Source organism: Pseudomonas sp. MD330_10, assembly GCF_042610415.1.
In the GTDB taxonomy this organism is placed as follows: domain Bacteria; phylum Pseudomonadota; class Gammaproteobacteria; order Pseudomonadales; family Pseudomonadaceae; genus Aquipseudomonas; species Aquipseudomonas rhodesiae.
In genome coordinates this window covers 79,247-104,899 of sequence record NZ_JBHGZU010000013.1, presented here as the reverse complement: position 1 = coordinate 104,899, position 25,653 = coordinate 79,247, and the positions used below count along the sequence as shown (strand labels likewise).

General features: G+C 58.9%; 29 protein-coding genes and 1 tRNA gene. 12 read left to right on the top strand and 18 right to left on the bottom strand.

Annotation, left to right across the window (positions count from 1 at the left end):
- Position 1: 1 nt before the first annotated feature.
- Positions 2-811, bottom strand: a complete 810-nt coding sequence (locus ACFZPT_RS19550) for an AraC family transcriptional regulator (protein WP_379555541.1) — start codon at positions 809-811, stop codon at positions 2-4.
- Between the two features lie 159 nt (positions 812-970).
- Here ACFZPT_RS19550 and ddlA point away from each other — a divergent pair, with 159 nt between their 5' ends.
- The gene (ddlA, locus tag ACFZPT_RS19545) at positions 971-2,065 is read left to right on the top strand and encodes a D-alanine--D-alanine ligase (RefSeq protein ID WP_040267189.1); all 1,095 of its coding nucleotides are present in this window, start codon (positions 971-973) and stop codon (positions 2,063-2,065) included.
- A 37-nt stretch (positions 2,066-2,102) separates the two neighbouring features.
- Here ddlA and ggt read toward each other — a convergent pair whose 3' ends face one another.
- The 4 genes from ggt to ACFZPT_RS19525 all read right to left on the bottom strand — a co-directional run bounded on the left by ggt (position 2,103) and on the right by ACFZPT_RS19525 (position 5,805).
- The gene (gene ggt / locus ACFZPT_RS19540) at positions 2,103-3,932 is read right to left on the bottom strand and encodes a gamma-glutamyltransferase (protein WP_099313233.1); all 1,830 of its coding nucleotides are present in this window, start codon (positions 3,930-3,932) and stop codon (positions 2,103-2,105) included.
- A gap of 37 nt (positions 3,933-3,969) precedes the next feature.
- The gene (locus tag ACFZPT_RS19535) at positions 3,970-4,749 is read right to left on the bottom strand and encodes a PhzF family phenazine biosynthesis protein (protein WP_034111662.1); all 780 of its coding nucleotides are present in this window, start codon (positions 4,747-4,749) and stop codon (positions 3,970-3,972) included.
- A gap of 201 nt (positions 4,750-4,950) precedes the next feature.
- A tRNA-Met gene (locus tag ACFZPT_RS19530) sits at positions 4,951-5,027 on the bottom strand.
- 226 nt (positions 5,028-5,253) lie between these two features.
- Positions 5,254-5,805, bottom strand: coding sequence for an RNA polymerase sigma factor (locus ACFZPT_RS19525; protein ID WP_034095760.1), 552 nt, complete (start codon positions 5,803-5,805; stop codon positions 5,254-5,256).
- 260 nt (positions 5,806-6,065) lie between these two features.
- On the opposite strand from ACFZPT_RS19525, the gene ACFZPT_RS19520 reads away from it, so the two are divergent.
- Genes ACFZPT_RS19520 through sctU form a run of 11 tightly spaced genes read left to right on the top strand, consistent with a single transcriptional unit; the run spans position 6,066 to position 16,209 of the window.
- Positions 6,066-7,130, top strand: coding sequence for a TyeA family type III secretion system gatekeeper subunit (locus ACFZPT_RS19520; RefSeq protein ID WP_034095761.1), 1,065 nt, complete (start codon positions 6,066-6,068; stop codon positions 7,128-7,130).
- The gene (gene sctV / locus ACFZPT_RS19515; RefSeq protein ID WP_034095762.1) at positions 7,127-9,220 is read left to right on the top strand and encodes a type III secretion system export apparatus subunit SctV; all 2,094 of its coding nucleotides are present in this window, start codon (positions 7,127-7,129) and stop codon (positions 9,218-9,220) included. Before ACFZPT_RS19520 ends, sctV begins: the two co-directional genes overlap by 4 nt.
- A 34-nt stretch (positions 9,221-9,254) precedes the next feature.
- The gene (locus ACFZPT_RS19510; RefSeq protein WP_034096756.1) at positions 9,255-10,160 is read left to right on the top strand and encodes an FHA domain-containing protein; all 906 of its coding nucleotides are present in this window, start codon (positions 9,255-9,257) and stop codon (positions 10,158-10,160) included.
- Positions 10,157-11,515: a FliI/YscN family ATPase gene (locus ACFZPT_RS19505; protein WP_034111667.1), complete on the top strand. Its 1,359-nt coding sequence runs from the start codon at positions 10,157-10,159 to the stop codon at positions 11,513-11,515. Before ACFZPT_RS19510 ends, ACFZPT_RS19505 begins: the two co-directional genes overlap by 4 nt.
- Positions 11,502-11,930, top strand: a complete 429-nt coding sequence (locus ACFZPT_RS19500; RefSeq protein WP_034111670.1) for a YscO family type III secretion system apparatus protein — start codon at positions 11,502-11,504, stop codon at positions 11,928-11,930. The genes ACFZPT_RS19505 and ACFZPT_RS19500 overlap by 14 nt, the downstream gene beginning before the upstream one ends.
- Positions 11,927-12,385, top strand: coding sequence for a type III secretion system HrpP C-terminal domain-containing protein (locus ACFZPT_RS19495; protein ID WP_099313232.1), 459 nt, complete (start codon positions 11,927-11,929; stop codon positions 12,383-12,385). Before ACFZPT_RS19500 ends, ACFZPT_RS19495 begins: the two co-directional genes overlap by 4 nt.
- Positions 12,382-13,395 (top strand): FliM/FliN family flagellar motor switch protein, encoded by a 1,014-nt coding sequence (locus ACFZPT_RS19490; RefSeq protein ID WP_034095766.1) that lies wholly within the window; start codon positions 12,382-12,384, stop codon positions 13,393-13,395. The genes ACFZPT_RS19495 and ACFZPT_RS19490 overlap by 4 nt, the downstream gene beginning before the upstream one ends.
- Positions 13,392-14,045 (top strand): type III secretion system export apparatus subunit SctR, encoded by a 654-nt coding sequence (gene sctR, locus ACFZPT_RS19485; RefSeq protein WP_034095767.1) that lies wholly within the window; start codon positions 13,392-13,394, stop codon positions 14,043-14,045. The genes ACFZPT_RS19490 and sctR overlap by 4 nt, the downstream gene beginning before the upstream one ends.
- A gap of 7 nt (positions 14,046-14,052) precedes the next feature.
- Positions 14,053-14,316, top strand: a complete 264-nt coding sequence (gene sctS, locus ACFZPT_RS19480; protein WP_034095768.1) for a type III secretion system export apparatus subunit SctS — start codon at positions 14,053-14,055, stop codon at positions 14,314-14,316.
- A 10-nt stretch (positions 14,317-14,326) separates the two neighbouring features.
- Positions 14,327-15,115 (top strand): type III secretion system export apparatus subunit SctT, encoded by a 789-nt coding sequence (gene sctT / locus ACFZPT_RS19475; RefSeq protein WP_034095769.1) that lies wholly within the window; start codon positions 14,327-14,329, stop codon positions 15,113-15,115.
- Complete coding sequence (gene sctU, locus ACFZPT_RS19470; protein WP_099313231.1) at positions 15,112-16,209, top strand: type III secretion system export apparatus subunit SctU; 1,098 nt, start codon at positions 15,112-15,114, stop codon at positions 16,207-16,209. The genes sctT and sctU overlap by 4 nt, the downstream gene beginning before the upstream one ends.
- Here the strand turns inward: sctU and ACFZPT_RS19465 are convergent, their stop codons facing one another.
- From ACFZPT_RS19465 to pth, 13 genes are all read right to left on the bottom strand, one after another.
- Positions 16,210-16,560 carry a hypothetical protein gene (locus ACFZPT_RS19465; RefSeq protein ID WP_034095771.1) on the bottom strand — a complete coding sequence of 117 codons (351 nt, stop codon included), beginning with the start codon at positions 16,558-16,560 and terminating at the stop codon, positions 16,210-16,212.
- Positions 16,561-16,571: 11 nt separating this feature from the next.
- Positions 16,572-16,775 carry an HrpT family type III secretion system protein gene (gene hrpT / locus ACFZPT_RS19460; protein WP_034095772.1) on the bottom strand — a complete coding sequence of 68 codons (204 nt, stop codon included), beginning with the start codon at positions 16,773-16,775 and terminating at the stop codon, positions 16,572-16,574.
- Entirely contained in the window at positions 16,772-18,910 is a 2,139-nt protein-coding gene (gene sctC / locus ACFZPT_RS19455; RefSeq protein ID WP_379555543.1) for a type III secretion system outer membrane ring subunit SctC, read from the bottom strand. Before sctC ends, hrpT begins: the two co-directional genes overlap by 4 nt.
- Before the next feature lie 14 nt (positions 18,911-18,924).
- Entirely contained in the window at positions 18,925-19,317 is a 393-nt protein-coding gene (locus tag ACFZPT_RS19450) for a hypothetical protein (protein WP_034095774.1), read from the bottom strand.
- Positions 19,318-19,536, bottom strand: coding sequence for a hypothetical protein (locus ACFZPT_RS19445; RefSeq protein WP_034095775.1), 219 nt, complete (start codon positions 19,534-19,536; stop codon positions 19,318-19,320).
- Between the two features lie 74 nt (positions 19,537-19,610).
- On the bottom strand, positions 19,611-20,204 hold the full coding sequence (gene sctL / locus ACFZPT_RS19440) for a type III secretion system stator protein SctL (protein WP_034111678.1): 594 nt from the start codon (positions 20,202-20,204) through the stop codon (positions 19,611-19,613).
- Positions 20,182-20,499: a type III secretion protein gene (locus tag ACFZPT_RS19435; protein ID WP_236238622.1), complete on the bottom strand. Its 318-nt coding sequence runs from the start codon at positions 20,497-20,499 to the stop codon at positions 20,182-20,184. Before ACFZPT_RS19435 ends, sctL begins: the two co-directional genes overlap by 23 nt.
- Positions 20,500-20,776: 277 nt before the next feature.
- Positions 20,777-21,577: a type III secretion system inner membrane ring lipoprotein SctJ gene (gene sctJ / locus ACFZPT_RS19430; RefSeq protein WP_034095777.1), complete on the bottom strand. Its 801-nt coding sequence runs from the start codon at positions 21,575-21,577 to the stop codon at positions 20,777-20,779.
- Between the two features lie 5 nt (positions 21,578-21,582).
- Positions 21,583-21,951, bottom strand: a complete 369-nt coding sequence (locus tag ACFZPT_RS19425; RefSeq protein WP_082136133.1) for an EscI/YscI/HrpB family type III secretion system inner rod protein — start codon at positions 21,949-21,951, stop codon at positions 21,583-21,585.
- A gap of 91 nt (positions 21,952-22,042) precedes the next feature.
- Positions 22,043-22,261: a hypothetical protein gene (locus tag ACFZPT_RS19420; protein WP_143506543.1), complete on the bottom strand. Its 219-nt coding sequence runs from the start codon at positions 22,259-22,261 to the stop codon at positions 22,043-22,045.
- A gap of 296 nt (positions 22,262-22,557) precedes the next feature.
- Positions 22,558-23,481: a sigma 54-interacting transcriptional regulator gene (locus ACFZPT_RS19415; RefSeq protein ID WP_099313229.1), complete on the bottom strand. Its 924-nt coding sequence runs from the start codon at positions 23,479-23,481 to the stop codon at positions 22,558-22,560.
- A gap of 313 nt (positions 23,482-23,794) precedes the next feature.
- The gene (gene ychF, locus ACFZPT_RS19410) at positions 23,795-24,895 is read right to left on the bottom strand and encodes a redox-regulated ATPase YchF (RefSeq protein WP_034095779.1); all 1,101 of its coding nucleotides are present in this window, start codon (positions 24,893-24,895) and stop codon (positions 23,795-23,797) included.
- A 21-nt stretch (positions 24,896-24,916) separates the two neighbouring features.
- Positions 24,917-25,501, bottom strand: coding sequence for an aminoacyl-tRNA hydrolase (gene pth, locus ACFZPT_RS19405; RefSeq protein WP_034095780.1), 585 nt, complete (start codon positions 25,499-25,501; stop codon positions 24,917-24,919).
- Positions 25,502-25,653 lie beyond the last annotated feature (152 nt).

Here is a 25,653-nt window from a genome sequence, read left to right as displayed (position 1 = left end):
TTCAACGTCCCAGCATCTTCACCCAGCGCGACGGCGGCATGCCGTAGGTGCTGCGAAATTGCCGGGTCATATGGCTCTGGTCGGTGAAGCCGGCGGTCAGCGCAGCGTCCACCAGGGGTTGGCGTTGGGCCAGCAGGCTGCGCACCAAGTCCAACCGGCGCATGGTCAGGTAACGGTAGGGGCTGGTGCCGAACAGCAGGCGAAAATCCCGCGACAACGCCCAGCGGTCGCGTCCGGCATGTTCGGCCATTTCTTCCAATGTGATGTTGCGTCCCAGAGCGCTGTGAATAAATTCCCGCGCCCGCTCGGCAGCCACGTAGTCGAAGGTTTTGCGGCTGACGATTGCCCCCGCCGCAGCGCTCAGGGCCTGGGCCAGGTCGAACAGTGCATCCTGTTCCTGCAACGGGTCGACCGGGTATTCCAGGTTTTGCAGCAGCACGTCGCTGGCGCGGAACAGCCGCGGGTCGGTGGACACACCGCCAGGCACAAACGGCAATGGCTTGCCGCCGAGAATCTGCTGGATCAGCGCCGGCTCGACATAAATCATGCGGTACTTGAAGCCTTCCTCGCTGCCGGCGCGGCCGTCGTGGACCTCGTCGGGATGAATCACCATGGTCGTACCCGGAAGGCCATGGGTCATGCCGCCGCGGTAATGAAAACTCTGCACGCCCAGCAACGTACGCCCGATGGCGTAGGTGTCATGGCGATGCGGGTCGAAGGCGAAGCCGGCGAAGTACGCCTCGATACGGTCCAGGCCGCTGGCGTGCGGCGCACGGTGGAGCCAGTCGAGCGTGGAGGTCGGGTTACCCATGGTGACTTGTCACAAAAAAGAGGTGGAAACACGTTAACCCAGTGTGGGCGTGCTGTCTGCTGGGGTCTTGTACGATTGTGCAGACAGCGCTTACAGCACGTTTGGCAATTGCTGAGCGCCCATGGTAAGAAGCCTTACGTTCAACACTGAGGTCGGGTCATGGGTAAGGTGCGGGTAGGTATTATTTTTGGCGGCCGCTCGGCTGAGCATGAAGTGTCGTTGCAGTCGGCCCGCAACATCGTGGATGCCCTCGACCGTACGCGCTTCGAACCGATCCTGATCGGCATCGACAAGGCCGGTCACTGGCACCTCAACGACACCTCGAACTTCCTGCTCAATCAGGAAAACCCGGCCTTGATCGCCCTCAACCAATCCAATCGCGAACTGGCGGTGGTGCCCGGTAAAGCCAATCGCCAAGTGGTGGAAACCTCCGGCCAGGGCGTGCTGGAACATATCGACGTAATCTTTCCCATCGTCCACGGTACCCTAGGTGAGGATGGTTGCCTGCAAGGTTTGCTGCGCATGGCCGATCTGCCGTTTGTCGGCTCGGATGTGCTGGGTTCGGCGATCTGCATGGACAAGGACATCAGCAAGCGCCTGCTGCGTGACGCCGGAATTGCCGTCACACCGTTTATAACGCTCACCCGTGGCAATGCGGCGCGCACCTCGTATGAAACGGTAGTGAAGACGCTGGGCTTGCCGCTGTTCGTCAAACCGGCCAATCAGGGCTCCTCGGTGGGCGTAAGCAAAGTCAGCAGCGAAGCCGAGTACCGTGCCGCCGTCGAACTGGCGCTGGGTTTCGATGAGAAGGTGTTGGTGGAGTCAGCCGTTCAAGGCCGTGAAATCGAATGCGCGGTATTGGGCAACGACAACCCCATCGCCAGCGGTTGCGGCGAGATCGTGGTGAGCAATGGGTTCTATTCCTACGACAGCAAATACATCGACGAACAGGCCGCTCAGGTGGTGGTGCCGGCCGCGATCAGCCATGACGCCAGCGAACGCATTCGCCAGTTGGCAGTGCAGGCGTTTGAAGTGCTGGGCTGCTCGGGGCTGGCGCGGGTCGATGTGTTTCTCACCGACAAGGGCGATGTGGTGATCAACGAAATCAACTCACTGCCCGGCTTCACCCGCATCAGCATGTACCCCAAGTTGTGGCAGGCCACGGGGATGAGCTACAGCGAGCTGATCACCCGCCTGATCGAACTGGCGATGGAGCGGCATGCGGCGCGCAAGGGGCTGAAGATCAGCCGCTGAGTAAGCCTGTTGCAGTGAGCGGGCTTGCCCCTTCCAGTCAGTCGCCCAGCGCTTGGCCTTCGCGCCGAGGATCGGCGCCGCCGTTGAGCAAGACCTTGCCTTGCGCGCCCCGCGTGCGAACGATGGCCTGTACGCCGCTGGTCATCTCGATCTCGCTCAGCGTGTGGCCCTTGTCTTTCAGCGCTTGCTTGAGCGTCGGGCTGAACAGGCCGGCCTCCAGTTCGGTCGCGCCATTGCGACTGCCGAAATTGGGCAGGTTGATGGCGGCCTGCGGATCGAGTTTCCAGTCGAGCATGGCCACCAGCGACTTGCTCACGTATTCGATGATTTGCGAGCCGCCGGGAGAACCCACGGTGGCCAGCAGCTCCCCGCTCTGGCGGTCGAACACCAAGGTCGGCGCCATGGACGAGCGCGGCCGTTTGCCGGGTTGCACGCGGTTGGCCACAGGCTGGCCATTCTCCTCGGGGATAAATGAGAAGTCAGTCATCTGATTGTTGAGCAAAAAGCCCTGGACCATCAGGTGGGAGCCAAACGCGGCTTCCACGGTGGTGGTCATCGACACCGCACCGCCCAGGTCATCCACGGCCACCACTTGCGAGGTGGAGATGCGCAGGGGCGAACGATCCGGCGCATACGCCACCTTCAGGCCGGCCGGTTGACCGGGCTTGGCTACACCCATGCTGCGCTCGCCGATCAACGTGGCGCGCTGGGCCAGGTAGTCCGGGGCGGCCAGGCCGGCGACCGGAACCGGTGTGAAGTCGGTATCGGCCACATACAGGGCGCGATCGGCAAACGCCAGGCGCCCGGCTTCGGCGAGCAGATGCACGGCCTCGGGCGTCGGTTCCAGCCCGGCGGGCGACGGGCTCTTGAGCGGCGTCATCGATGCGATGGCCCAGCGTGGGTCACGGGCTTCCAATGCCTGCAAGGTGCCCAGGATCTGCGCCACGGCAATCCCGCCGGAGGACGGCGGCGGCATGCCGCACACCCGCCATTTTTTGTAATCGCTGCACAGTGGTGCGCGCTCTTTGGCGACGTAGCGTTGCAGGTCGGCCTGAGACAGGCTGCCTGAGTTGCGATGGCCCTGGACCTTGCGCACGATTTCATCGGCGATCGGGCCGGTGTAGAGCGCGTCCGGCCCTTCCTTGGCGATGCGCTTGAACACCTGGGCCAGCGCCGGGTTTTGCAGCAGGGTACCGGTGGCTTTGGGGCTACCGTCGGCGTTCAGAAAGTACGCCGCCATGTCCGGCGATTGGGCGATATACGGGTCGGCGGCAATCAGGCTGTGCAAGCGGGGTGAGATCGCGAAGCCTTGTTCCGCCAGACGGATCGCCGGCTCGAACAGTTTGGCCCACTGCAAGTGGCCGGTCTTTTTGTGCGCCATATCCAGTGCGCGTAAAACCCCCGGCGTACCCACCGAGCGTCCGCCGATCTGCGCGTCGGGAAACGCCATCGGCTTGCCGTCGGCGTTTAGGAACAGTTGACCCGTCGCCCCGGCCGGTGCGGTTTCGCGGCCGTCGTACGCGTGCACCGTTTCGCCATCCCACAGCATGATGAATGCGCCGCCACCGATGCCCGATGACTGCGGCTCTACCAAGGTCAACACCGCCTGCATCGCAATCGCGGCGTCAATCGCCGAGCCGCCCTGGCGCAACATCTCGCGTCCGGCTTGCGCAGCCAGCGGGTTGGCGGCGGCAGCCATATGGCGTTCGGCGTGACGGGTGGTGAGGTCGGTGCGATAACCCGAGCCCAGCTCCGGCGCCGGTGGTTGTTCGTTGACCGAGGTATGGCAGGCCGTCAGGGCCAGGGTTGCGGCGATGACCGTCAGTTGACGGCGAGAAATCGAAAACACGCGCTGAACTCCGTTCATGGTGAGCAAGATCCGTGGTCCTTTAGGTACGGCTTTTTTACAGGTAAATCGTGCCTTGCATGTACAGCGCGGCCTTGCCGGAGATAATCACGCGGTCGCCTTTGCACTGGCAGTGCAACTGGCCTTTGCGCAGGCCGCCTTGTTCGGCCGTCAGGTGGGATTTGCCCAGGCGCTCGGCCCAGAACGGGGCCAGTGAAGTGTGGGCCGAACCGGTGACCGGATCTTCGTTGACCCCCACATTCGGCCCAAACCAGCGGGAGATGAAGTCAAACCGCGTGCTGCGCGCGGTCACGGCGATTCCGCGTTTGGGCAGGCCCTTGAGGCGTGCAAAGTCCGGAGTCAGCGCGGCCACTTGAGCCTCATCCTGCACCAGCACAATGAAGTCATCGGTGTTGAATACGTCGGCATGCTCAATGCCCAGCGCGGCCAGCATACCGGCGGGTGGCTCGCACGGGTGCGGCACTTTGGCCGGGAAATCCATCGCCAGTTCGTCACCGTTGCGTGTCACCCGAAGCTCGCCGCTGCGGGTGGCAAAACGCAGCACGTCAGAGGTGTCCGCCAGTCGATGAATCAACACCCAAGCCGCCGCGAGCGTGGCGTGACCACACAGGTCCACTTCGACTTCGGGGGTAAACCAGCGCAACTCATAGCCATCGCCACGGCGCACGAAGTAGGCGGTTTCCGAGAGATTGTTCTCGGCGGCGATCGCTTGCAACTGCTCATCAGGCAACCACTCAGTGAGCGGGCAGACTGCGGCCGGGTTGCCGCCGAAAGGCTGTTCGCTGAAGGCGTCGACTTGATAAATGTCCAGTTTCACCGCAGGGCACTCCGTGTGGGGGGAGGCTGGACACTAACAGTGGGTCAAGGGAGCGTCAAAATACAGTTGGGGAGTTTTTTTGTGCGCATGCAGACCGTGTTGCTTATCGTCATCTGCGGCACGGAGCGGGCCTGCGGCCGGCGGGGTTTTTCGGCAGGCATAAAAAAATGGCCTACCTTTCGGTAAGCCGTTTTTAGTACTTGGTGGCTACACAGGGACTTGAACCCCGGACCCCAGCATTATGAATGCTATGCTCTAACCAACTGAGCTATGTAGCCAAGTGGCGCGCATTATTCGCGCAGAACGACAACGCGTCAAGCGTTTATTTTGAGTTTTTATCTACGCTTTCAACTGTTTAACCGAAACAGGGCTAAATGGCGACGAGCGGAGAGGTGGAAAGCGGCATCGGTTGCCCGGCAAGCGTTTCCACCGGGCACTGTGAGGTAGGTTTCTGAAGCGGATATTCGGTTGGGCGATATCCCTGCCGCCCAACTATGGCTCCGGTTACGGCTGACGCGAGCTGTGGGTGACGCGCTTGAGCTGTTCGCGAGCCCGAGACAGGCGGGAGCGGACGGTGCCGATAGGTATGTCCAATACATCGGCGGTGTCTTGGTAGCTACCGTCGGTTTCCAGCGAGGCGTAGAGCGTTTTACGCATTTCCGTCGGCAGATGGTCGATGGCATTCAAGGTTTTTTCCAACCGGCGGTTGACCTCGAACTCCCAGTCCAGGTTGTTGTTTTCATCCTGGCCGTGCCACAGCGATTCGTCGAACTCACAGTGAACCGGCTTGGCATACATTCGCCTGAAGTGATTGCGGATCAGGTTCTGGGCGATGCCGCACATCCAGGTGCTGAGTGTTGCGATGCCGCTGTAGCGTTCACGGTTACGCCAGGCTTCCAGGTAGGTCAATTGCAGAAGATCGTCCGCATCCTCCGGGTTGAGCACCCGCTTGTGGATAAAGCGTCGGAGTTTTTTTTGCTCGTCGTCTGTCAGGTGATGCATGAATTGAGGCGAGCTGCCAACGAGGTGAGCTAAAGCTTCAATAGGGATATTCATGTTTTTTTCCTTTGGGTAGACGCAGTCGAAACATGTCGACAGGACCCCTTTAGCACTGCCTGTGCCAAACGGAAAAAGTTCATAAACCTATGATTTATATGTATAAATATCTTGAAATATCTGAGATTCGTGCAGCCTGTTGCGCGGCGGCGCGCAAGCTTGTGCAAGTCTTTTCAAATTTGTCCTGAGATCATTTTTGATGGAACCGCTCAGGAAGGTCTTGCCACACAGGGAAACACTCTTCCTGTGCTGGTCAGTCCATGAAAGTCGAATCCAAAAATGATGTGCAAGCGAACCAACGCTTGGATCAACCGGTTCTAAATCCCGCTACCGTGGCGATGCCCACGAAGGCTGCTGACGAACTGTCGTTCTTGTTCAGTCAGGAAGTGGACGCCAATTCCCGACCGTTGAGCGAACGCAAGATGGGATTTCCCATCCCTCCCGTCGAACATATGGTGCAGCTGTACGATCAGTTGGGTCATCCGGCCCAAGCGACCATGGCGGCGATCTCCCGTCGAGTCAGGATGCTATTGCTGCAGAAGCCCACTGTCGAGAAGTTGCTGGAGCTGACGGGGCGGGACCCGGCACGCGCATTTGTGGTGCTCAAGTATGTGGCGGCTCATGCGGACAGCGAAGCGCGTCCGGCTGAGGCCGCCTTGGCGCGCGATGCCATTAACCGGTTGGAAATCCGTTTCAAAGGGGAGATCCAGGCCGGGCTGAACATCGCCTCGGCGCTGCAGACGGCGAGTATCGATCCGCAGGAGCGCCAGGCCCTGCGTACGCTCTACTACGCCAGCGTAGTGGCGCGGCAATCGCTGGCCACGATGATGCAGGCGTTGCTGGGGGTCTATGGTGGCGAGCGGTTTCACGATGGGCTCAAGATCATGCGTAAAGCCTTGGCGGACGATATTGCCGCGCTGGTGTCGTCAAGCCCCACGGCCGTGTTGCGCACCTTATTGTTGGGGCTGCAAAGCTGCGGACAGTTGAGCGGCGTCTTGGCCGGCTGCCGTGCGTTGATTGAGCGCCTGGGTGTCGGGCATGACGCCGTGGAATTGCTGCAGCGGCTGTTGGGTTACGCCGGTAGCGGTATTGATGCCGGTGAATTCTTGCGCCTGGGCACTGATCTGGGCGGTGGCTCGATCGCTCAGAAGTTGGTCGTCCTCAACGCGTTTTACCCGCTATTGCAGCAGATGCCCCTGGCGTTGTGGGGGGACAGCCAGACCCGCCGTGAGACTCTGCATATGCTCTTGCTAGTGATCGACGAGTTGGACCGCAGTGTACGTGGGCCCAAACGCTTTGCTGGCGAGCCGAGGGCCGCGACGTGACCGCATTGTCGGCCATCAACCGTGTCCTGCTCAAAGTGGCCCAGCGCGCCGAAGTTCTCGGCGCGGTGGTGGTCATGGCCATCGTGTTCATTTTTATCGTGCCGTTGCCCACCTGGCTGGTGGATATCCTGATTGCGCTGAATATCTGTATCTCGTGCCTGTTGATTGTCCTGGCGTTGTACTTGCCGGGGCCGCTGGCGTTTTCCTCGTTCCCGTCAATTCTGTTGCTGACCACCATGTTCCGACTCGCGCTGTCGATCGCGACCACGCGCCTGATCCTGCTGGAGCAGGATGCGGGCGACATTGTCGAGGCCTTCGGCAACTTCGTGGTGGGAGGCAACCTGGCGGTGGGCATGGTGATCTTCCTGATCCTTACGCTGGTCAACTTCCTGGTGATTACCAAGGGCTCGGAGCGGGTGGCCGAGGTTGCGGCGCGCTTTAGTCTGGATGCAATGCCAGGCAAACAGATGTCCATCGACAGTGACTTGCGTGCCGGCCTGATCGACGGTGCGCAGGCACGCGACAAGCGTGAGCAGTTATCCCGTGAGAGCCAGTTGTTCGGCGCCATGGACGGGGCAATGAAGTTCGTCAAGGGCGACGCTATCGCAGGCTTGATCATTGTGGTGGTCAACCTGTTGGGCGGTTTCTCCACGGGCATGTTCCAGCATGGGTTGAGTGCATCAGACTCGATGGCGTTGTACTCGGTGCTGACCATCGGTGATGGGCTGATCGCGCAGATTCCTGCTCTGTTGATCTCGCTGACGGCCGGTATGATCATCACCCGCGTGGCACCGGATGGGCGCAAAGGCATCAGTAACATGGGGGCCGAAATCGCCCGGCAAATGACCAGCGAGCCCAAGAGCTGGGTGATTGCATCGGTGGGGATGCTGGCCTTCGCCGTAGTACCCGGCATGCCGACCGGGGTGTTTATCCTGATCTCGCTGATCACGGGAACCTTGGGCTATTACCTGGTGCGCCAGCGTCAAAAACAGGCAGAACCTGCCGCTGAAACCACCGAGGTCGTGCGTCCTGAAGAGAACGGGCGAGAGGACTTGCGCGGCTTCGATCCGTCGCGACCGTACCTGTTGCAGTTTCCGCCGTCCCTGCGCGGAACGCCGGAAGTGACCGAGCTTATTCACGGGATCCGACAGTCGCGAAATGCATTGGTAGCCAATATCGGCCTGACGCTGCCGCCCTTCGAAGTCGAGCTGGATGATTCATTGCCCGTCGATGAAATGCGTTTCTGTGTGCATGAAGTGCCGATGGTCAAAGCGTCGCTCGTCAGCCTTCTGGCGGTCGATCGCAAAGCGCTGACGGTGGAGCCTGAGCATGGCATACCCGGGTCGGTTGAGCGCGACGAGCAAAACTGGATCTGGCTGCCACCGAATGACCCGCTGCTTGACGACCCGCAACTGGAGCGTTTCACGGCGACGACCTTGATCATCGAGCGCATGAAGCAAGCCATGATGCTCAGTGGGCCCCAGTTCCTTGGGATCCAGGAGAGCAAATCGATCCTCAGTTGGCTGGAGCACAACCAGCCGGAATTGGTTCAGGAACTGCAACGCATCATGCCGCTGTCGCGTTTTTCGGCGGTGCTGCAGCGCCTGGCCAGTGAGGGAGTGCCGTTGCGGGCGGTGCGGCTGATCGTCGAGTCGCTGATCGAATACGGTCAGCATGAGCGGGAGCCGGAAGCCCTGGCCGACTACGCGCGCATTGCCCTCAAGGCGCAGATCTTCCACCAGTACAGCGAAGCCGATGGCCTGCATGCGTGGCTGCTCTCGCCCCAGAGTGAAAACATTTTGCGTGAGGCCCTGCGCCAGACCCAGACCGGTGTGTTCTTCGCGCTGGACGACGAACACAGCGCGGCGTTGATCAACCTGCTCAATCAGGCCTTTGCCGTGAGGCCCAAAAGCAAAAGCGTGCTGCTGGTAGCGCAAGACCTGCGCAGCCCGCTGCGTACCCTGCTGGTGGAGGAGTTCAACCACGTTGCCGTGTTGTCGTTTGCCGAGTTGGCGAGTACCTCCAAGGTCAAGGTACTGGGGCGCATCGATCTGGGCCAGGACGATCTGATGCGTGGTGCGGTGGCATGAGGATCTCGCCATGGCCTGTGTGGAGGGCTCTATGATGTTTGAGCTGCGGGTACTTGATGGCCTGAGCCAGGGCGCTGCGTTGCCATTGTTTGGTGAGCAGTGGAGCATCGGCGCCCATGGGGATGCTGACCTGGTGCTTAACGGTCCGGGGATCGAAGAGCAGCATGCGCGTCTTCGTTTTACTGACGCTAATTGGTCGGTGCAGGCGGAGGCGGGGCTGCTGCGAGACGCCGAAGGGCGGATGCTGGCGCAGATCGCGAACCTGGAGCTGAACATACCGTTTTGGGTGGGCGAGGTGCAGTTGTGTGTCACCTTGGCCGATCAGCCCTGGCCCCAGCCTTACGCGCCGGCACCGCTATCGCCGCCCCCGTCCCCGTCTCCTGAACCGGCGCGGGGGTTCACGCTATCGTCCATCCCGCAAGCACAGCAGAAGCGCTTGATCAGCGTGGTGTTGGTGGTCACGGCCATCATTGTAGTGATGGGCATGATTTCAACCGGGGAGCCCGAGGCCCAGGCTTCCTTGATGCCGCCGGTAGTCCGAAAGCACGAGTTGGCCACGCCATTTGAAGTGCGCCAGCAGCTGTTGAAGATGCTCGGCGAGCGTGAGTTGAGCCAGCGCGTCAGTCTGCAAGTGATCAATGGCCAGGTTGCCCTCAGCGGTGATGTTTCCCAGGACGAGGTGGAACTGGTGGCGCGCATGCTTGCCCGTTTTGGCGAGCAGTTCGACAGCGCCGTGCCGGTGATCAGCCGTGTGCGTGTGCGCGATGGGGCACTGCCTTTCAAGATTGTGCAAATCGTCGGCGGGCCCAATGGCCATGTGGTCCTGGAAGAGGGCGGCCGACTGTTTGTCGGAGACGAAGTGGAAGGGCTGCGGCTGGTGCTGATCGACAACACCAAGGTGGTCTTCGATGGCGCCCAGCGTTATGAGGTGCGCTGGTGAGTTTGGATGTGCAAGCGCGGCTCGAGGTTTGGCAGCAGCGTCAGGCCCAGTCACTGACCAGTTTTGCGCCGGTGACAATGCGCGGTCGCATCCAGCGCGTTAACGGCATGCTGCTGCAGTGCCGCTTGCCGCAGGCGCGTATCGGCGATTTGTGCCAGGTGGAAAAAAGCCCCGGCGACTACATGCTCGCCGAGATCATCGGTTTCGATCAGCAGGACGCGGTACTCAGTGCCCTGGGTAATCTCGAAGGCGTGCGGGTGGGGGCCGGCGTGGAGCGCCTGGGTGTCTCCCATCGGGTGCAGGTCAGCGATGCGCTACTGGGCCAGGTGCTGGATGGCTTTGGGCGGCCGATCACGGGGGAGGGGCCCAGCGCCTTTGTCGAGGCTGACTTGCCGGACACCAGCGCCGTGTTATGTGAGGCGCCGTTGCCCACCGAGCGACCCAGGATCAACCGGGCGCTGGCCACCGGCGTGCGTTCGATCGATGGCCTGATGACGTTGGGCGAGGGGCAGCGCGTAGGCCTGTTCGCCGGGGCTGGTTGCGGCAAGACCACCTTGCTGGCCGAGATCGCGCGCAACGTCGAATGCGATGTCATCGTGTTCGGCCTGATCGGCGAACGGGGTCGTGAATTGCGTGAGTTTCTCGATCATGAACTGGACGAACAACTGCGCGCCAAAGCGGTACTGGTGTGCGCCACCTCCGACCGCTCCAGCATGGAGCGCGCCCGCGCCGCGTTTACCGCCACGGCATTGGCGGAAAGTTTTCGTCGCAAGGGGCAGCGGGTATTGCTGCTGATTGACTCCTTGACTCGATTCGCCAGGGCCCAGCGCGAAATCGGCCTGGCTGCCGGCGAACCCTTGGGGCGCGGAGGCTTGCCACCGTCGGTTTACAGCCTGCTGCCTCGCCTGGTGGAACGTGCCGGGTTGACCCGCGACGGCGTGATCACGGCGATCTATACGGTACTGATCGAGCAGGACTCCATGAACGATCCTGTGGCCGATGAAGTTCGCTCGCTGCTCGACGGCCACATCGTCCTGTCACGCAAATTGGCCGAGCGCGGACACTACCCGGCGGTGGATGTGCTGGCGAGCCTTTCACGGATTTTGAGCAACGTCGCGGCCCCTGAAGATATCCAGGCCGGCACCGGGTTGAGACGTTTGCTGTCGGCCTACCAACAGATCGAGCTGATGCTCAAGTTGGGGGAGTACCAACCCGGCAGCGACCCTCTCACTGACCTCGCGGTGGACAGCCGTCAGGCGGTCGATGGTTTCCTGCGCCAGGATCTGCGCGAGCCTACGCCGATGGCGCACACGCTGGAGCAACTCAAGGAGCTCACCGCCCATGTCCCATTCTGATGTATTGCAGGGTGAGGTGGAGACGCTGCGACGTCTGCGCCGGCATCGAGCCGACCGTGCCGAGCGCGCGCTACGCGAGGCCAAGCGCGCCCAGCAGGCGCTGCTCGCCCATATCCAACGGGCCCAGGACGCCCTTGAACAGACTCGACAGGAAGAGGCCCGCAAAAGTGCTGAATTGCTCAGTCAGCATCAGGGGCAGGTGCTGAGCCTGAAGGAGTTGAAATCCTGGGGCGCGCGGGAACGCTCGTTATCTGCCAGTACCCGGCGCGAACAAGGCCAGTTGGTGCAACTACAAGATCAGCAGGGCGAAAAGGAACGCCGCGTTGGAAGCGCTCAGAAGCACGTCACTGAGTGTCTGCGGCAGGTGGAAAAACTTCAGGAGTTATCGCTCCTTCTGGCTCAGGAGCCGACATGACTCAGGTTTCAAATAAACCCATCGAGCGGCCGCGTCCCAGTGACGCGCGTGAGGAACGCGAGCCCGGCGCTATGGGTGTAGTGGCTTGGGAACAGGGGCGATTGTTCGCTCAGCTGTTTGCCGATAACGATGAAGGCTTTGGGTCGGGAGCGTCCTTATCGGGCGCCAAGACATCGACCGATGCCGCCATGATGCAGGCCCTCGCCGAACAGTTGGCCCCTCGTATACAGGCCGGCGCCAACTGGCCGCTGCAGGCGGTTTTGTATTTACCCCGGCTGGGGCGGATCAACGCCAGCGTGCGCCGTGAGCCGAACGCCTGGACCATCGAACTGGAGGCGGAACATGACGCCACGGCGCGCTGGCTCAGCGGCGTGCGACAACAATGTGAAGAGCGGTTTTCGGGAGAGCTGGGGATGCCGGTCAATCTGCTTCTGCCGGCTGTCGGGTGCGCATGATAGTGCCGACCTTAACTCTACCTTCGATCAGGGCCACCACGGTTGCCGCGCGCCGTCGCCTGGGGCGCGGCCTGCGTATGGCGTTTCAGGTTGCCGGCCAGAGCGGTGAATTGCGACTGGAGCCTGGGCGAGCGCCCACACGGCCCGAGTTCTTTTGCTTCGAGACCGCGTGTGGCGTGCTGGCGTTCGCGCAAGCAGGGCCGGTGCTCAGCCTGCTGGGCGAGTGCCCGGTGACACTGGCCCCTTCCGGCAACGATCCGGATTCTTGGTTTTGGGCCGTGTTCCAACACCACCTTAGCCCGCAGGTGAGTGCGCTGTTGGGGCATGTGCGCTTGCTGGAAACCGACCGTCCCAAGGGCTTTGGTTGCCGGCTCTGCATCACCCTGGGGGCCTCTCGGGTGGATAGCTTTGTGTGGCTGACCCCGGACAGCTTCCTGGCGTTGTGCGAGGCCGGACCCTGGCGCGACACCGCCGAGCCGCTGCCGGCGCGATTCCAGCTGGCAATTGCCGTGACCCTTGGGCGCTTGCAGCTACCGATTGCACAGGTGCGCGGCCTGCGCACAGGCGATGTGCTGATGCTTGAACAACCCTTTTTTCAAGCCCAGGGCAAAGGTTATCTGCAAGTTGGCAAACAGCGGCTGCATGGCTGTATTGACGATGCTACCGGGGCTTTGTGCCTGACCCTTACTTCTATCGAGGACACGTCCATGGACGAAGAATTTTCAGCCCCCCATTACTCGGAATATGAAGAAGATGAACCCGTGGTGGATGTGTTCGGCCACGAGCCCTTCGATGAGTTGAGCATGGCGTTGAATGTGCGCTGCGGCACGTTGAACCTGACCTTGGGCGAGCTGCGCAATCTCGCACCCGGCTCAGTGCTGGGCATTGCCGGTTACGCGCCGGGAATGGCGGGCCTCTATTACGGCGACCGCCCCATCGGCCAGGGGCAATTGGTGGAAGTCGACGGTCGCCTGGGGTTGCAGTTGTCCCGCGTGATGTTCGGCCGATGATACTTCAGGGGCTAGACCCCCTCGTTCTCGCGCTTTTTCTGGGGGCGCTGTCGCTGATGCCCCTATTGTTGGTCATCTGCACATCGTTTTTGAAAATCGTGATTGTGCTGATGATTACCCGAAATGCCATCGGCGTGCAGCAGGTGCCGCCCAGCATGGCCATCAATGGCATCGCGTTGGCCGCGACGTTATTTATCATGGCACCGGTGGGGTACGAGATCGCTGAGAGCGTCAAGGCCTCGCCTCTGGATATGAGCAACGTGCAAACGGTACTGCAGACCGGTGGAGAAGCCATCAAGCCGTTGCGTGCCTTCATGCTGCGTAACGTGGACCCGGATGTGCTGACCCATCTGCTGGAAAATACGGGGCGGCTATGGCCTGCGCAGATGGCGCAAGAGGTGCAGCGCGAGGACCTGATCCTGTTGATCCCCGCCTTTGTGCTGTCGCAGTTGCAGGCCGGCTTCGAGATCGGCTTCCTGATCTACATTCCCTTTATCGTGATCGACCTGATTGTCTCCAACCTGCTGCTGGCGCTGGGCATGCAGATGGTCTCGCCCATGACCATTTCTTTGCCGCTCAAGCTGCTGCTGTTCGTGCTGGTGTCCGGCTGGTCGCGGCTGCTCGACAGCCTGTTCCTCTCCTATCTCTGAGTCGCTTATGGACCCGATCGTGCTGTTCAAGCAAGGCATGTTGCTGGTGGTGGTGCTGTCGGCGCCACCGTTGATCGTGGCGGTGGTGGTCGGTGTGCTGACGTCCCTGGTGCAAGCATTGATGCAGGTCCAGGACCAGACGTTGCCCTTTGGCATCAAGCTGGTGGCGGTGGGTATCACGCTGATCATGACCGGACGCTGGATTGGTGTGGAGTTGATCCAACTGATCAACCTGACCTTCGACATGATCGGCCGCTCGGCCCTGAACTGAGGCCTTGCCTGTGCTGCTCTACCTTGAATTCCTGCCCAGCCTGTTGATCGGCATGGCGCGTATTTACCCCTGTGCCATCCTGGTGGCGGCGTTCTGTTTTCAGCACATACGCGGCATGCCTCGGCACACCATTGTGATGGTCATGGCATTGATGCCCGCACCGGGTATCCATGCGGCGCTGCAGGGGCAGGATTACTCGGCGCTCATGCTCGGTGGGTTGGCGCTCAAGGAGGTGGCCCTCGGGCTATTGCTGGGCGTGTTGCTGGCGATGCCGTTCTGGATGTTCGAGGCGGTGGGGGCGCTGCTGGATAACCAGCGCGGTGCGCTGGCCGGTGGTCAGCTAAACCCTTCGTTGGGGCCGGATGCCACGCCGATCGGGCACTTGTTCAAGCATCTGGCGATTTTTCTGCTGATGGTCAGCCTGGGCTTGGGCGCTCTGACCCAAGTGATCTGGGACAGCTACCTGATTTGGCCCCCGACCGTGTGGTTTCCGCTACCTGCGCCGAACGGTATGAGTGTATTCGTCGGCCTGCTGGGCGATACCTTCACGCACATGATGCTGTACGCCGCGCCCTTTATCGCGGTGCTGTTGTTGCTGGAGTTCGGCATCGCGTTGCTGGGGGTTTACAGCCAGCAGCTGCAGGTGAGTACGCTGGCGCCGCCGGTCAAGTGTCTGGCGGGTATTGGAATTGTGCTGTTGTACTTTGCTTTGCTGCAGGACCTGATCGTTGGGCGCATGCTCCAGCTCGGTGAGCTTAAACACTCGCTGGGGTTGCTGTTCAAGGCCTCGGGCGCATGAGTGACTCGGGGGAAAAAAAGCACCCGGCGTCCGCCAAGAAACTGCGTGACCAGCGCAAGAAGGGCCAGGTCGCCCAGAGCCAGGACGTCCCCAAGCTCGTGGTACTCACGGCCATCAGTGAGATTGCCTTGTTAACCGCCGAAACCAGCTTGCAACGTTTCCAGCAATTGATGGCATTGCCGATGTCGCGCTTTAACGAGCCGTTTGGACGGGCGTTGGAAGAAGTGATGGTTGAAGGGCTGGTGATGTTTGCCTCGTTTGCCCTGTTGATGGTCGGGGTAGCGATTACGACGAAGCTGATCAGCAGTTGGATGCAATTCGGCTTGCTGTTCGCCCCGGAGGCCCTGAAGCTCGATTTCAACCGCCTCAATCCGGTCAGCCAGCTCAAGCAAATGTTCTCTGCCCAGTCGGTGATGAATCTGTTGATGAGCATCGCCAAGGCATTCCTGATTGGCCTGGTGGTGTACGTGGTGGTCTGGCCCTCGCTGGGGGCTCTGATCAACCTGGCAACCAGCGATCTGCCCAGTTACGTGTTGGGGCTAATCGCCCTGTTTCGCCAGTTGCTGCATGCCTGTCTCGGGTTGTTATTGGTGCTGGCCCTGATTGACCTCGCCTTGCAGAAGTACTTCTTCGCCAAGCGTATGCGCATGACCCAGGTCGAGGTCGTCAAAGAGTACAAGGACATGGAGGGCGACCCTCATGTAAAAGGCCAGCGTCGCGCGTTGGCGCAGCAACTAGCCCAGGAGGAACCCAAGGTCAAGCTGCCCAAGCTCGAGGAGGCCGATATGCTGGTGGTCAACCCGACGCACTTTGCAGTGGCCCTGTATTACCGCCCAGGTAAGACGCCGCTGCCGTTGCTGATCAGCAAAGGTACGGACGCCGACGCCCGTCGACTGATCGTGCGGGCGAAGGCTGCCGAGGTGCCGGTGATCCAGTGCGTTTGGTTGGCCCGTACGCTCTACGAGAAAAAACTAGGTGCCAGTATTCCCCGCGAAACCTTGCAGGCCGTGGCGTTGATCTACCGGACCTTGCGTGAGCTGGATGACGAAGCCAAGCGCGAAACCCTGGAATTGCCGGAGCTTGAGCGGCGTTGATCAGCGGCTGGAGGTTGTGTCCAGGGCGCTGAGGTTGGCCAGCGACAACATCCGGCTGAGAGTTTTTTCCAGCGCGTTACGCGCCGTAGGCAGCGCGTGCCAGATCACCAGTGCGTTCTGGGCGTCGAGGTAGGCAAAGCAGCTATCGTACAAGGACGCGTACTCAAAGCGTCGCTCCAGAACCCGTTGCAGTTGCCCGGGTTGCAACGATTCACGCGCAATGAGCAAGGCCATCCCTGGCTGCATGCCGGCTTGCAGTGCGCACACTTTAATTCCGGCGGCGAGTTGCAGGTGAGCGGCAGCGCCGCTCACCAGCTTGTCCAGAAATACCTGGCGTTGTACGTCGGGCATTTCCGTTGCGCTCATCGTTCCAGAGAGACCGTTTGGTAGTCTTTTCGCTCCCCGGCGGGGCCCGGTTCGACACGCATCTGCGGTGGCCACCAGATCACCATCTTGTCCTTGGTCGATTGCGGGCGAGAGCACGAGTCGCCTTTGCAAGTGGGGGTGCAGCCGGCGACGAGCAGCGCGGTACCGATCAGGGTGACGCAGAGTAGGCGGTGTTTCATGGTTTAGCCTTTTGAGCGGGAGTGATCAAGGAAGGGCGCGGCACGCTGAGGTGTTCATCCTTCACCACAGAGCGCATGGCGATAAACACCTCGGCTTCTTCACCGGGCTTGAGCCAGGCGCGCGGCCACACGCTGACGACCAAGGTCTGGGCGTTGCTGCATTCTTTTTCGTCGATACGCACATTGCGATTGAATTGGTTGCGCAGCACAACGACTGCAACGTTGTACTCGGGGCCTGCGTACCACTGGCTGCGCTCGGTATTCAACGCCAGCAAGTCGCGGGTGCTGCACAGCGTATCCAAGGCCAGCGGCATCGGTGCGGCCTTGAAGGGCTTAGGCACTTCACCGCTGACCAAATGCGCCAGGGTGCTGATGATATCGCTGCGCTTGATCACCGGCGGGTGAGGGGCATTGCGCCGGGCCAATGGCGCAAGGGCCTTCTGCAATTCAACCTGGTCGGCCTGGGGCAAGTAGCGTGACGGGTCGGACTGATCGCCGATGACCCTTGGGGTCAGGATGAACAAGCGCTCTCGTCGGTTGTTCTGCCGTTCGGTCGAGGAGAACAGCGCCTTGCCCAACAGCGGAATATCGCCCAGCAGCGGCACCTTGTTGTGTTTGTCGGTGTTTTCGGTGACGTGGAAGCCACCGACCACTAGCGAACGTTTCTCCGCCATCACCGCCTGGGTACTGACCTTGCCTCGGCGTACATCAAGGTTGCCTGGGGTAGGGTTGGACTCGTCGAAGTTACCGTCTTCGATATCCACCGCCAGATGGATCTGATGGCCGCCACGGCTGGTGATCACACGAGGCACCACCTGGAAACTGGTTCCCACAGTGACGGGCAAGATGGTTGCATTCTCTCTGCCCGGCGTCAGGTATTGGGTGCGGTTGAAGTCGATCACCGCCGGTTGGTTTTCCAGTGTGAGCACCGAGGGATTGGAGACCATGATCGCCAGGCCCTTGGCCTCCAGGGCACGAATGTCCGCGTAGAAGCGATCGCGGTGTTCGATCGACAACTGTGACGACGTGCCCGGTGCCAGATTGGCCCCGCCGCGGAAACGGCTGTTCTGGAACCCCCAGTTCACCCCAAACTCCCGCAATTGCGTGCGCTCGATATCGAGGATGATCGCGTCGATTTCCACCAGCTTGCGCGCCACATCGAGTTGGGTGATCAGCTCGCGGTACATGGCCTGGCGTTCTGGCAAGTCATAGATCAGCACCGCGTTATTGCGCACATCGGCTTCGACCCGAATCCGACTGTTTGAGACCGGGGCGCGCGGTGTGAGCGCAGGGCCGATGTCCAATGACGCCGGGTTAGCGTTAGCACCGAGCATTTGGCCCAACAATGGGTTGCCCAGACGGGGAGTGTTGGGGGTGAGCGGCGCGGGTTGTGAGGGGGGACGTTGGCTCAGCCCTGCAAGCGTTGAGCTGGAGCGGGGTTCCAACAGGCCGCGCAAAATACTGGCCACCCCGGGGATGGCCAGCTTTTCACCGCGATAGTCCACTTGGCGGTCCGCCGCATTCGCGAACTTGAGCGGATAACTCAGCACGCTCTGCTTTTCATCCGGTGAGCGTCGCTGGCTGCTGAAGTGCTTGATCTGCTCAATGTAGCGACGAGGCCCAGAGACGAGCACGACACCATCTTCGGGCAACTCACCCCAACCGAAACGACTGTCGAGCAGTCCGATATCGGTCAGGGCCTGCTTGAGGTCGGCGATGGTTTCGGAAGAAACTTCCAGGCGCGCTGATTCCTGCTGATCCAGCGTGCTGATATAGAGCGTGTTGTTGTACAGGTACCACTGGAAACGGTGTTCTACACCGAGACGATCGAGCATCGACTGCGGGGTGTTAGCGCGGATCTTGCCGTTGACGTTACCTTCCAGCAGGCCTTCGACTTGAAGTTGTGTGCCGAAGGTTTGGGCGAAGTCTTCGAGTACGTCTCGTAGGGGTTTGTGCTCGGCTTCATAGGCGTAGGCGGTGTTTCGCCATTCTGGAGGGATGGCGGCTAACGTGTTACTCGCGGGAGTCAGCAGAAAGGAAAGCACCAACATGCTACGCCGCCAATGCGCTCGTTTAGATGAATCGTCGGGCGAATCAAGGCGCAAGCTACTGCGCTTGGAAGGGGGGTTATACATAGACTTTTCTCAGTTTAGAAAGGCAGTGATCGAAGCGAAGTGGGTTTGAAGTTCTGGGAGGGGCGAACAAGGCGCTTGATTGCTGCGCGCCATGTATCGCGTTGGTTGAGCAGCTGTTCTAGGCACTTGAGCACGCGGGTTTCTCCTTGCCCGTCCCGCAGACTTTGAACCAGCCATAACGCACCTGTGTCAGCTTTCTGAGCAAGTGCGCCCTGAAAGTGATTCAGACTGGCAGCGCCCAGTCGCATCCAGAGTTGGTGCGTTGCGTTATCTGAGTGTGTTGAAGTCAGTTGAACCTTGAGCAACAACGTGTCCCCCTGATGTTTCAAGGTTATTTCGCTATCGGCTTCATAGAAGATAATCTGTTCTTTGCGACTAAGTAGCCACTCGCTGATAAATTCACGCATTTATTGAAAGCTCTCAAAAGTGCTTTTGAGCAACATATGCTTGACTCGGGTATGCTCCAGGAATGCCATTTGAGCGGTGGTGGTTCTCACTGCGAGTTCGTAGAACAACGTGGAGTCCGAGGGGTCTTCCCCGGCAGCGAGAGAGTTCGCTTCGTAAAGTCGATGCGCGGTATTGCTTTTTTTTAAAAGATCATGCGACAGGTCTTTGAAAAAGTTCATATGTGTTCTCTTATTTGTGCATTGTTATATGAATTCGGTGAGGCGCGTCATGCAGAACACCAAGAGGTGTACGGTTAAATTTGCATGCGTAGTTCTTTGCCGGGGTTGAAAAAAGTATCGAGCATCGACCGCCAACTAATACGAAAGTCTCCCTCGTCTGTATTCAGAACAAGAGTCTGGGTAGGGATAGTTTCATCGGGTTGAAGCTTCCAAAATGTGGCCTTGTAGTTGGCAAGGCACTGTTTCATCTCCTCATATTCATCAGGGTGGCAGAGCAGTGTTGCGTCGACCTCCTGGACCTGGCTTGCAAGCAACTGTTTAATCAGGGCCGAGAGACGTTGAGGGGGAATGGCTTCGTCAAGCAGGCAACGAATCGCCTGGTTCGTCAGCGATGTCGCGTAGCGTTCTAGGCTTTCGCACATCATTTGACGCTCGTGTGCCCACTGCTTGAATTGGGCATCTGCGCGCTGCCAGACCTCCAGAGAGGCCGTCTCCAGTAGTACTTCGCACTTTTTCTCTGCTTGGCGTATCAGCTCATTGGCCTGCGCATCAGCTCGGCTCAAGAGTTGATCTGCCTGCTCCCAATTTAAAAGCTCGTCGCGGGGGATGAGAATACGCGACGCTCTAGGCGCGCCCTTAGGTAACTCAATTGTGCATCTGCATAACATCGTCGGTTTCCTCGCCGCCAGGTTCGGGATGCATCTGATTGGTTGTACGTGCCATAGCGCGCCAAGCTACGGCTTGCCATAGCATATTCAGTCGGCTGCCTGCGTTCTCAATCAGGACATTGATCCTTTCAACTTCACGCACGCGCTCGCGGGGGAATCGCAGGCGAAGGCGCTTCCAGATAGGGGGATCTACCCAGTTATGGAGTAGTTGCAACGGATCTGCGTCCGGCGTCAGCATGGCGGGAGGAAACGCCTTGGATAAACGCAGGCACCATAGATGATGACTGTCGCTCAAGAGCGTTGCGGCCTGAGGACTAAACGTGTTGTGAACTAGTGCCATCGCCAAGTTAAGTTGGTCCGCTGTGGCCAAGGCCAGGCGAAGCACGGAGGGATGAGGTGCTGGAGGCAAACAGGGTGCAACCCCCGCAAGGCTGGCCGGCACCGACTTTCCACAATGATAGAGCCGTGTAAGCACGTGATACTTATCATCTCGCCAGTCTTCGTGAGCGCATGTCCACGGGAATGCCCACCACTGGGCCCACGCCAGCTCATCACGCATCGCATGATCAGGTCTATGCATCATGTGCGGGGCCAAGCGTGCCGCTAGCTGCGGGTGATTCTGAGTTAAGGCGTTGACGCCGATTGTGCAGGAATAGCCCGGCGCTCACGCATGACACCAGGCTGAGCAAAGAAACGATAACGGCAACTCGCCAAAATCCGAGATCGTCGCTGGGGACGAGAAATGGCCCGAAGTAGACCAGGCGTTGCTGTTCCTGATAAGTGGCGGCTGGTACGAATATAACCGTGAGCTTCTGCGGGTTATCCACTGCAGTGGTCATGCCTGGAATACTACTCGCCACCATCCTGCGTACGCGTGCGCGGATGTTATCGGGATCCAAGCGAGGGTCGTGCTTGATGAATACTGAGGCGGACGCGGGTTGGACCGGCTCTCCTGGTGCGATGCGCTCTGGCAGTACTACATGAACGCGGGCAACGATGACGCCGTCGATGTTAGACAACGTCGCCTCAAGTTCCTGGGACAAGGCATAAATGTAGCGTGCCCGCTCTTCCAGTGGGGTGGAAATAACCCCTTCCTTACGGAAGGTATCGCCTAGGGTCGTCCGTGCAACACGGGGCAGGCCTGCGGCTTCTAACGTGCGTACGGCACGCCCTATGTCGGTTGCATTAACTGCGACGACAACACCATCTTTGGCTGGGACTTTTTGTGCGCGAATGTGTTTGTCAGCTAATTCTGCTATGACTTCGTTGGCCTCTTGCTCAGAGAGTTGGCGATGAAGTTCTACACGTTCGCTGCATCCGCTTAACGTGAATGTAATCACCAGAAGTAACGCGACAGACAGAAATTTAGTCATGTTCACTATTGCAGATTAGAAATTTTGTCGATGCATTGGGTAGCTTTGCCCAAGCTTTTTATGAGCAATTGCGAGGTAAGCGTCGCATTGGACAAATCCCGTGGATACTCCCTGAATTTTTCAACGTCCATAGTTTTACTTGATGATTTCAACGTGCGCCCAAGGCGACGGTTTAAGTCCTGAAGTTGGCTTGAAGTGGTAGCGAGCAGCGAAGGTGTGCCGTCTTTAGCCACCCTTGCGGTGTTCGATGCCGTTGGATCTAGCAACGACGAAAAAAAAGCAACATCTGTCGCGGGCGCTACAGTGGCTTGCTTAATTCTGGCGGTGTCCCTGCCGGTAATAAACGTTGCCGCACCAAAATCGTCTATCTGCATATAAGGCCTTTAGTGATGTTTGTCGCATGTTCACGACCTAGGGACATAAGAACCTCCCCTCCAACTGAAGAGCCGGGGGGAGGTCGCCTATTTATGAGCGGATTTCTTTAGCCGCGGCATACAGACCTGAGATCATCTTCGCTTTCAAGCTTTCCTTGAAAGTCGCCTCGGCGACCGCTGCTGCACGATCACTCGCCGAGCCAGCACTTCCACCACCTCCGATGTCCCCGGCATCTTTGTTCAGACTTTGTGACAAGTTGTTGTAAAGACTTGCTGACGAGCTGTATCCAGAACCAATTGCACTACTCATGATGAGTCTCCGGTTTCATTGACATAAAAATTGATATGGTTGCCGGCTGTCGAAGGGTACTTTGGCGCCTCTTTAAATTACTTAAGGAGGGTTCGAGCCTGGCTATGACTAGGTGGCTAGCCCGACTAAAACGTTCCAATTTGTTTAACGGCTGAATATTTCAAAGTGTGTGTCTGGGCTCTGAAAGTATTAACAAGTCAATAGATGTTAGCGTGAAGGCCTGATGAGCGTTAAATTGGGGTTGGAATTGCCGAAAGTTTTTGAAAAGATCTGAGTGGATAGGGGCGAAAACGACGTTATGCGAGCGCTATCTCCAGTTGCTTAATTCTGTAGTACAACGTGCGCTTTGCAACCCCCAGCTCCAGTGCGACGGTATCTACACAGTGCTCGTGGCGACTCAACGACTCCTCAATCAGTGCTTTTTCAATTTGCTGCAGACGTGCCTTCAGGTTCGTCTGGGCAACCGCCAAGTTGCTCATGGGAATGGAAAGCGGTGTGAGTCCCAGCACGAAGCGTTTTGCCGTCGAACGCAGCTCGCGAACATTGCCCAGCCACGGGTGGTGCAGCAATTGTTGCAGCAATCCATCAGAGGGCAGCGGGGCCGAGCAATTAAAATAGCTGGCTTCCTGCCGGATCATCTCCAAGAACAACGGGATGATGCGCTCGCGCCTGTCCCGCAACGGCGTAAGCTGGATATGGACAACATTCAGGCGAAAATACAGGTCACGACGGAACGTGCCGTGCTCGACCATTTGGTGCAGCGAGTGCTGTGCAGAGGCTATGACACGCATGTCCACCGGGATAAAGCGGGTCGATCCCAAGCGCTCGACGCCTCGCGACTCCAGCACTCGTAGCAGCTTGGCTTGAAGATTCAATGGCATGCTGTCGATCTCATCGAGGTAGAGCGTGCCTAGGTGGGCAGCCTCGACGAAACCTGCCCTGGATTGTATCGCCCCGGTATAGGCCCCGCTGTTTACACCAAACAATTGGCTTTCCGCGAGGCTTTCCGGAATGGCCGCACAGTTCACGGCGACAAAGTTGCCTCGCCGGCCCGATAGAAGATGAATTCGTTGTGCTAGCGTATCCTTGCCAGTACCGGTTTCCCCCAGCAACAAAATGTCTATGTTGAGAGTGGCTGTGTTGTTTAAAGTATTTTCAATGTCCGGGCCTTCGATGAGTGAAAGGGCCGTTTCATTTTCCATGTTGAAGGTAGCCGACATTGGAAGATATTCCCTTCTCGCTATGGCTTCATTATTAAAAAGATATTATGCCTGCGGTCACCAGTAGAGCGTAGATTAAAGAAGTTGTCATTAGTCTTTGAGCCTCTGAAGAGGAAAGTGGTGTAGGAAAGTGACTTTCTATTGGACGATAAGTTACGCGATGCTTAATGAGAGAGAGGTGTGAGCGTGATAAATAGGAAATATCTGAGAATATGTAATTTTTGCAGGTGGGGTTTTCCAATTAAAAGGTCGCCCACAAAAAAGCCGATGCAATGCATCGGCCTTTTGTTTATGAATGAATTACAAGTGACGTTTATACGTTAAAGCGGAAGTGCATCACATCACCGTCCTTAACGATGTACTCCTTGCCTTCCAACCGCCATTTACCAGCCTCCTTGGCACCGGCTTCACCCTTGTACTGGATGAAGTCGTTGTAAGCGATCACTTCAGCGCGGATAAAGCCTTTTTCGAAGTCGGTGTGGATCACACCGGCAGCCTGTGGTGCTGTGGCACCGACCTTGACGGTCCAGGCGCGGACTTCTTCGACACCGGCGGTGAAGTAGGTCTGCAGGTTGAGCATTTCGTAACCGGCACGGATTACACGGTTCAGGCCAGGCTCTTCCAGGCCCAGGGCCTCAAGGAACATGTCTTTTTCTTCGCCGTCTTCAAGTTCGGCGATTTCCGCTTCGATCTTGTTGCAGACCGGAACAACCATGGCGCCTTCTTCGTCGGCAATGGCCTTGACCACGTCGAGCAGCGGGTTGTTCTCGAAGCCGTCTTCAGCCACGTTGGCGATGTACATCACAGGCTTGGTGGTCAGCAGGTGGAAGCCTTTGATCACGGCTTTCTCGTCGGCACCCATGTTCTTCATCAGGCTGCGCGCAGGTTTGCCTTCGGTAAAGTGGGCGATCAACTGCTCCAGCAGACCTTTCTGGACCACGGCATCCTTGTCGCCGCCCTTGGCGTTACGCGCAACTTTCTGCAGTTGTTTTTCGCAGCTGTCGAGGTCGGCGAAGATCAGTTCCAGGTCGATGATCTCGATGTCGCGTTTCGGGTCGACGCTGTTGGAGACGTGAATCACGTTCTCGTCTTCAAAGCAGCGGACCACGTGGGCGATGGCGTCGGTCTCACGGATGTTGGCCAGGAACTTGTTACCCAGGCCTTCGCCTTTCGACGCGCCGGCTACCAGGCCCGCGATATCGACGAATTCCATGGTGGTCGGCAGGATGCGCTTGGGATTGACGATGGCCGCCAATGCGTCCAGGCGCGGATCGGGCATAGGCACGATGCCACTGTTGGGTTCGATGGTGCAGAAGGGGAAGTTCTCCGCCGCAATACCGGACTTGGTCAGGGCGTTGAACAGGGTGGATTTGCCGACGTTGGGCAGGCCGACGATGCCGCAATTGAATCCCATGGTGTTTCCCCTCGGTAAGAGTCAGGCCTTCTGGCTGTGCAGGTTTTTCATCGCACGGTTCCATTCACCGGCGAGGATATCCGGCAGCACGCCGAGGGCAAAATCGATGCTGGCATCGAGTTTTTCCTGTTCGGCGCGTGGCGCACGACCCAGGACGAAATTTGAAACCATACTGGCAACGCCCGGATGGCCGATGCCGAGCCGCAGGCGGTAAAAGGTATTCTGATTGCCCAACTGCGCGATGATGTCGCGCAGGCCATTGTGACCACCATGCCCGCCGCCCTGTTTGAGCTTGGCGACGCCGGGTGGCAGGTCCAGCTCGTCATGGGCCACCAGGATTTCTTCGGGTTTGATCCGGAAGAAGCCCGCAAGCGCCGCGACAGCCTGGCCGCTGCGGTTCATGTAAGTGGTGGGAATCAGCAGACGAACATCCTGACCTTGATGCGAAAAGCGTCCGGTCAGGCCGAAATATTTGCGATCGGCCACCAGGTTTACACCTTGGGCGTGGGCGATGCGCTCAACAAAAAGGGCCCCCGCGTTATGCCGGGTCTGTTCGTATTCAGCGCCTGGATTTCCCAGGCCAACGATCAGTTTAATGGCAGTCACGACAGGGGCCCTTCCTTTGGAGTTGTGGATAACATCGCCGCGACCTGCATGCGGCGAAAGTGGACGACAAAGATCATTTACTCAAGAGTAAACGCCGCGTTATCGCCCGCTTTCTCGCTACGTTTCGGTCCGCGATGTTTCCTCAAGCTCCG

What these genes read in the sequence shown, in the direction of transcription:
- ACFZPT_RS19465 (WP_034095771.1), bottom strand. Translation starts at nt 16,560, where the DNA reads ATGCCCGACGTACAACGCCAGGTATTTCTGGACAAGCTGGTGAGCGGC.
- ACFZPT_RS19495 (WP_099313232.1), top strand. Translation starts at nt 11,927, where the DNA reads ATGACTCAGGTTTCAAATAAACCCATCGAGCGGCCGCGTCCCAGTGAC.
- ACFZPT_RS19520 (WP_034095761.1), top strand. Translation starts at nt 6,066, where the DNA reads ATGAAAGTCGAATCCAAAAATGATGTGCAAGCGAACCAACGCTTGGAT.
- ACFZPT_RS19510 (WP_034096756.1), top strand. Translation starts at nt 9,255, where the DNA reads ATGTTTGAGCTGCGGGTACTTGATGGCCTGAGCCAGGGCGCTGCGTTG.
- ACFZPT_RS19550 (WP_379555541.1), bottom strand. Translation starts at nt 811, where the DNA reads ATGGGTAACCCGACCTCCACGCTCGACTGGCTCCACCGTGCGCCGCAC.
- sctJ (WP_034095777.1), bottom strand. Translation starts at nt 21,577, where the DNA reads ATGACTAAATTTCTGTCTGTCGCGTTACTTCTGGTGATTACATTCACG.
- ACFZPT_RS19420 (WP_143506543.1), bottom strand. Translation starts at nt 22,261, where the DNA reads ATGAGTAGTGCAATTGGTTCTGGATACAGCTCGTCAGCAAGTCTTTAC.
- ACFZPT_RS19450 (WP_034095774.1), bottom strand. Translation starts at nt 19,317, where the DNA reads ATGCGTGAATTTATCAGCGAGTGGCTACTTAGTCGCAAAGAACAGATT.
- ychF (WP_034095779.1), bottom strand. Translation starts at nt 24,895, where the DNA reads ATGGGATTCAATTGCGGCATCGTCGGCCTGCCCAACGTCGGCAAATCC.
- sctL (WP_034111678.1), bottom strand. Translation starts at nt 20,204, where the DNA reads ATGTTATGCAGATGCACAATTGAGTTACCTAAGGGCGCGCCTAGAGCG.
- sctU (WP_099313231.1), top strand. Translation starts at nt 15,112, where the DNA reads ATGAGTGACTCGGGGGAAAAAAAGCACCCGGCGTCCGCCAAGAAACTG.
- sctC (WP_379555543.1), bottom strand. Translation starts at nt 18,910, where the DNA reads ATGTATAACCCCCCTTCCAAGCGCAGTAGCTTGCGCCTTGATTCGCCC.
- ACFZPT_RS19415 (WP_099313229.1), bottom strand. Translation starts at nt 23,481, where the DNA reads ATGTCGGCTACCTTCAACATGGAAAATGAAACGGCCCTTTCACTCATC.
- ACFZPT_RS19525 (WP_034095760.1), bottom strand. Translation starts at nt 5,805, where the DNA reads ATGAATATCCCTATTGAAGCTTTAGCTCACCTCGTTGGCAGCTCGCCT.
- ACFZPT_RS19425 (WP_082136133.1), bottom strand. Translation starts at nt 21,951, where the DNA reads ATGCAGATAGACGATTTTGGTGCGGCAACGTTTATTACCGGCAGGGAC.
- hrpT (WP_034095772.1), bottom strand. Translation starts at nt 16,775, where the DNA reads ATGAAACACCGCCTACTCTGCGTCACCCTGATCGGTACCGCGCTGCTC.
- ACFZPT_RS19445 (WP_034095775.1), bottom strand. Translation starts at nt 19,536, where the DNA reads ATGAACTTTTTCAAAGACCTGTCGCATGATCTTTTAAAAAAAAGCAAT.
- sctS (WP_034095768.1), top strand. Translation starts at nt 14,053, where the DNA reads ATGGACCCGATCGTGCTGTTCAAGCAAGGCATGTTGCTGGTGGTGGTG.
- ddlA (WP_040267189.1), top strand. Translation starts at nt 971, where the DNA reads ATGGGTAAGGTGCGGGTAGGTATTATTTTTGGCGGCCGCTCGGCTGAG.
- sctR (WP_034095767.1), top strand. Translation starts at nt 13,392, where the DNA reads ATGATACTTCAGGGGCTAGACCCCCTCGTTCTCGCGCTTTTTCTGGGG.
- ggt (WP_099313233.1), bottom strand. Translation starts at nt 3,932, where the DNA reads ATGAACGGAGTTCAGCGCGTGTTTTCGATTTCTCGCCGTCAACTGACG.
- ACFZPT_RS19490 (WP_034095766.1), top strand. Translation starts at nt 12,382, where the DNA reads ATGATAGTGCCGACCTTAACTCTACCTTCGATCAGGGCCACCACGGTT.
- ACFZPT_RS19500 (WP_034111670.1), top strand. Translation starts at nt 11,502, where the DNA reads ATGTCCCATTCTGATGTATTGCAGGGTGAGGTGGAGACGCTGCGACGT.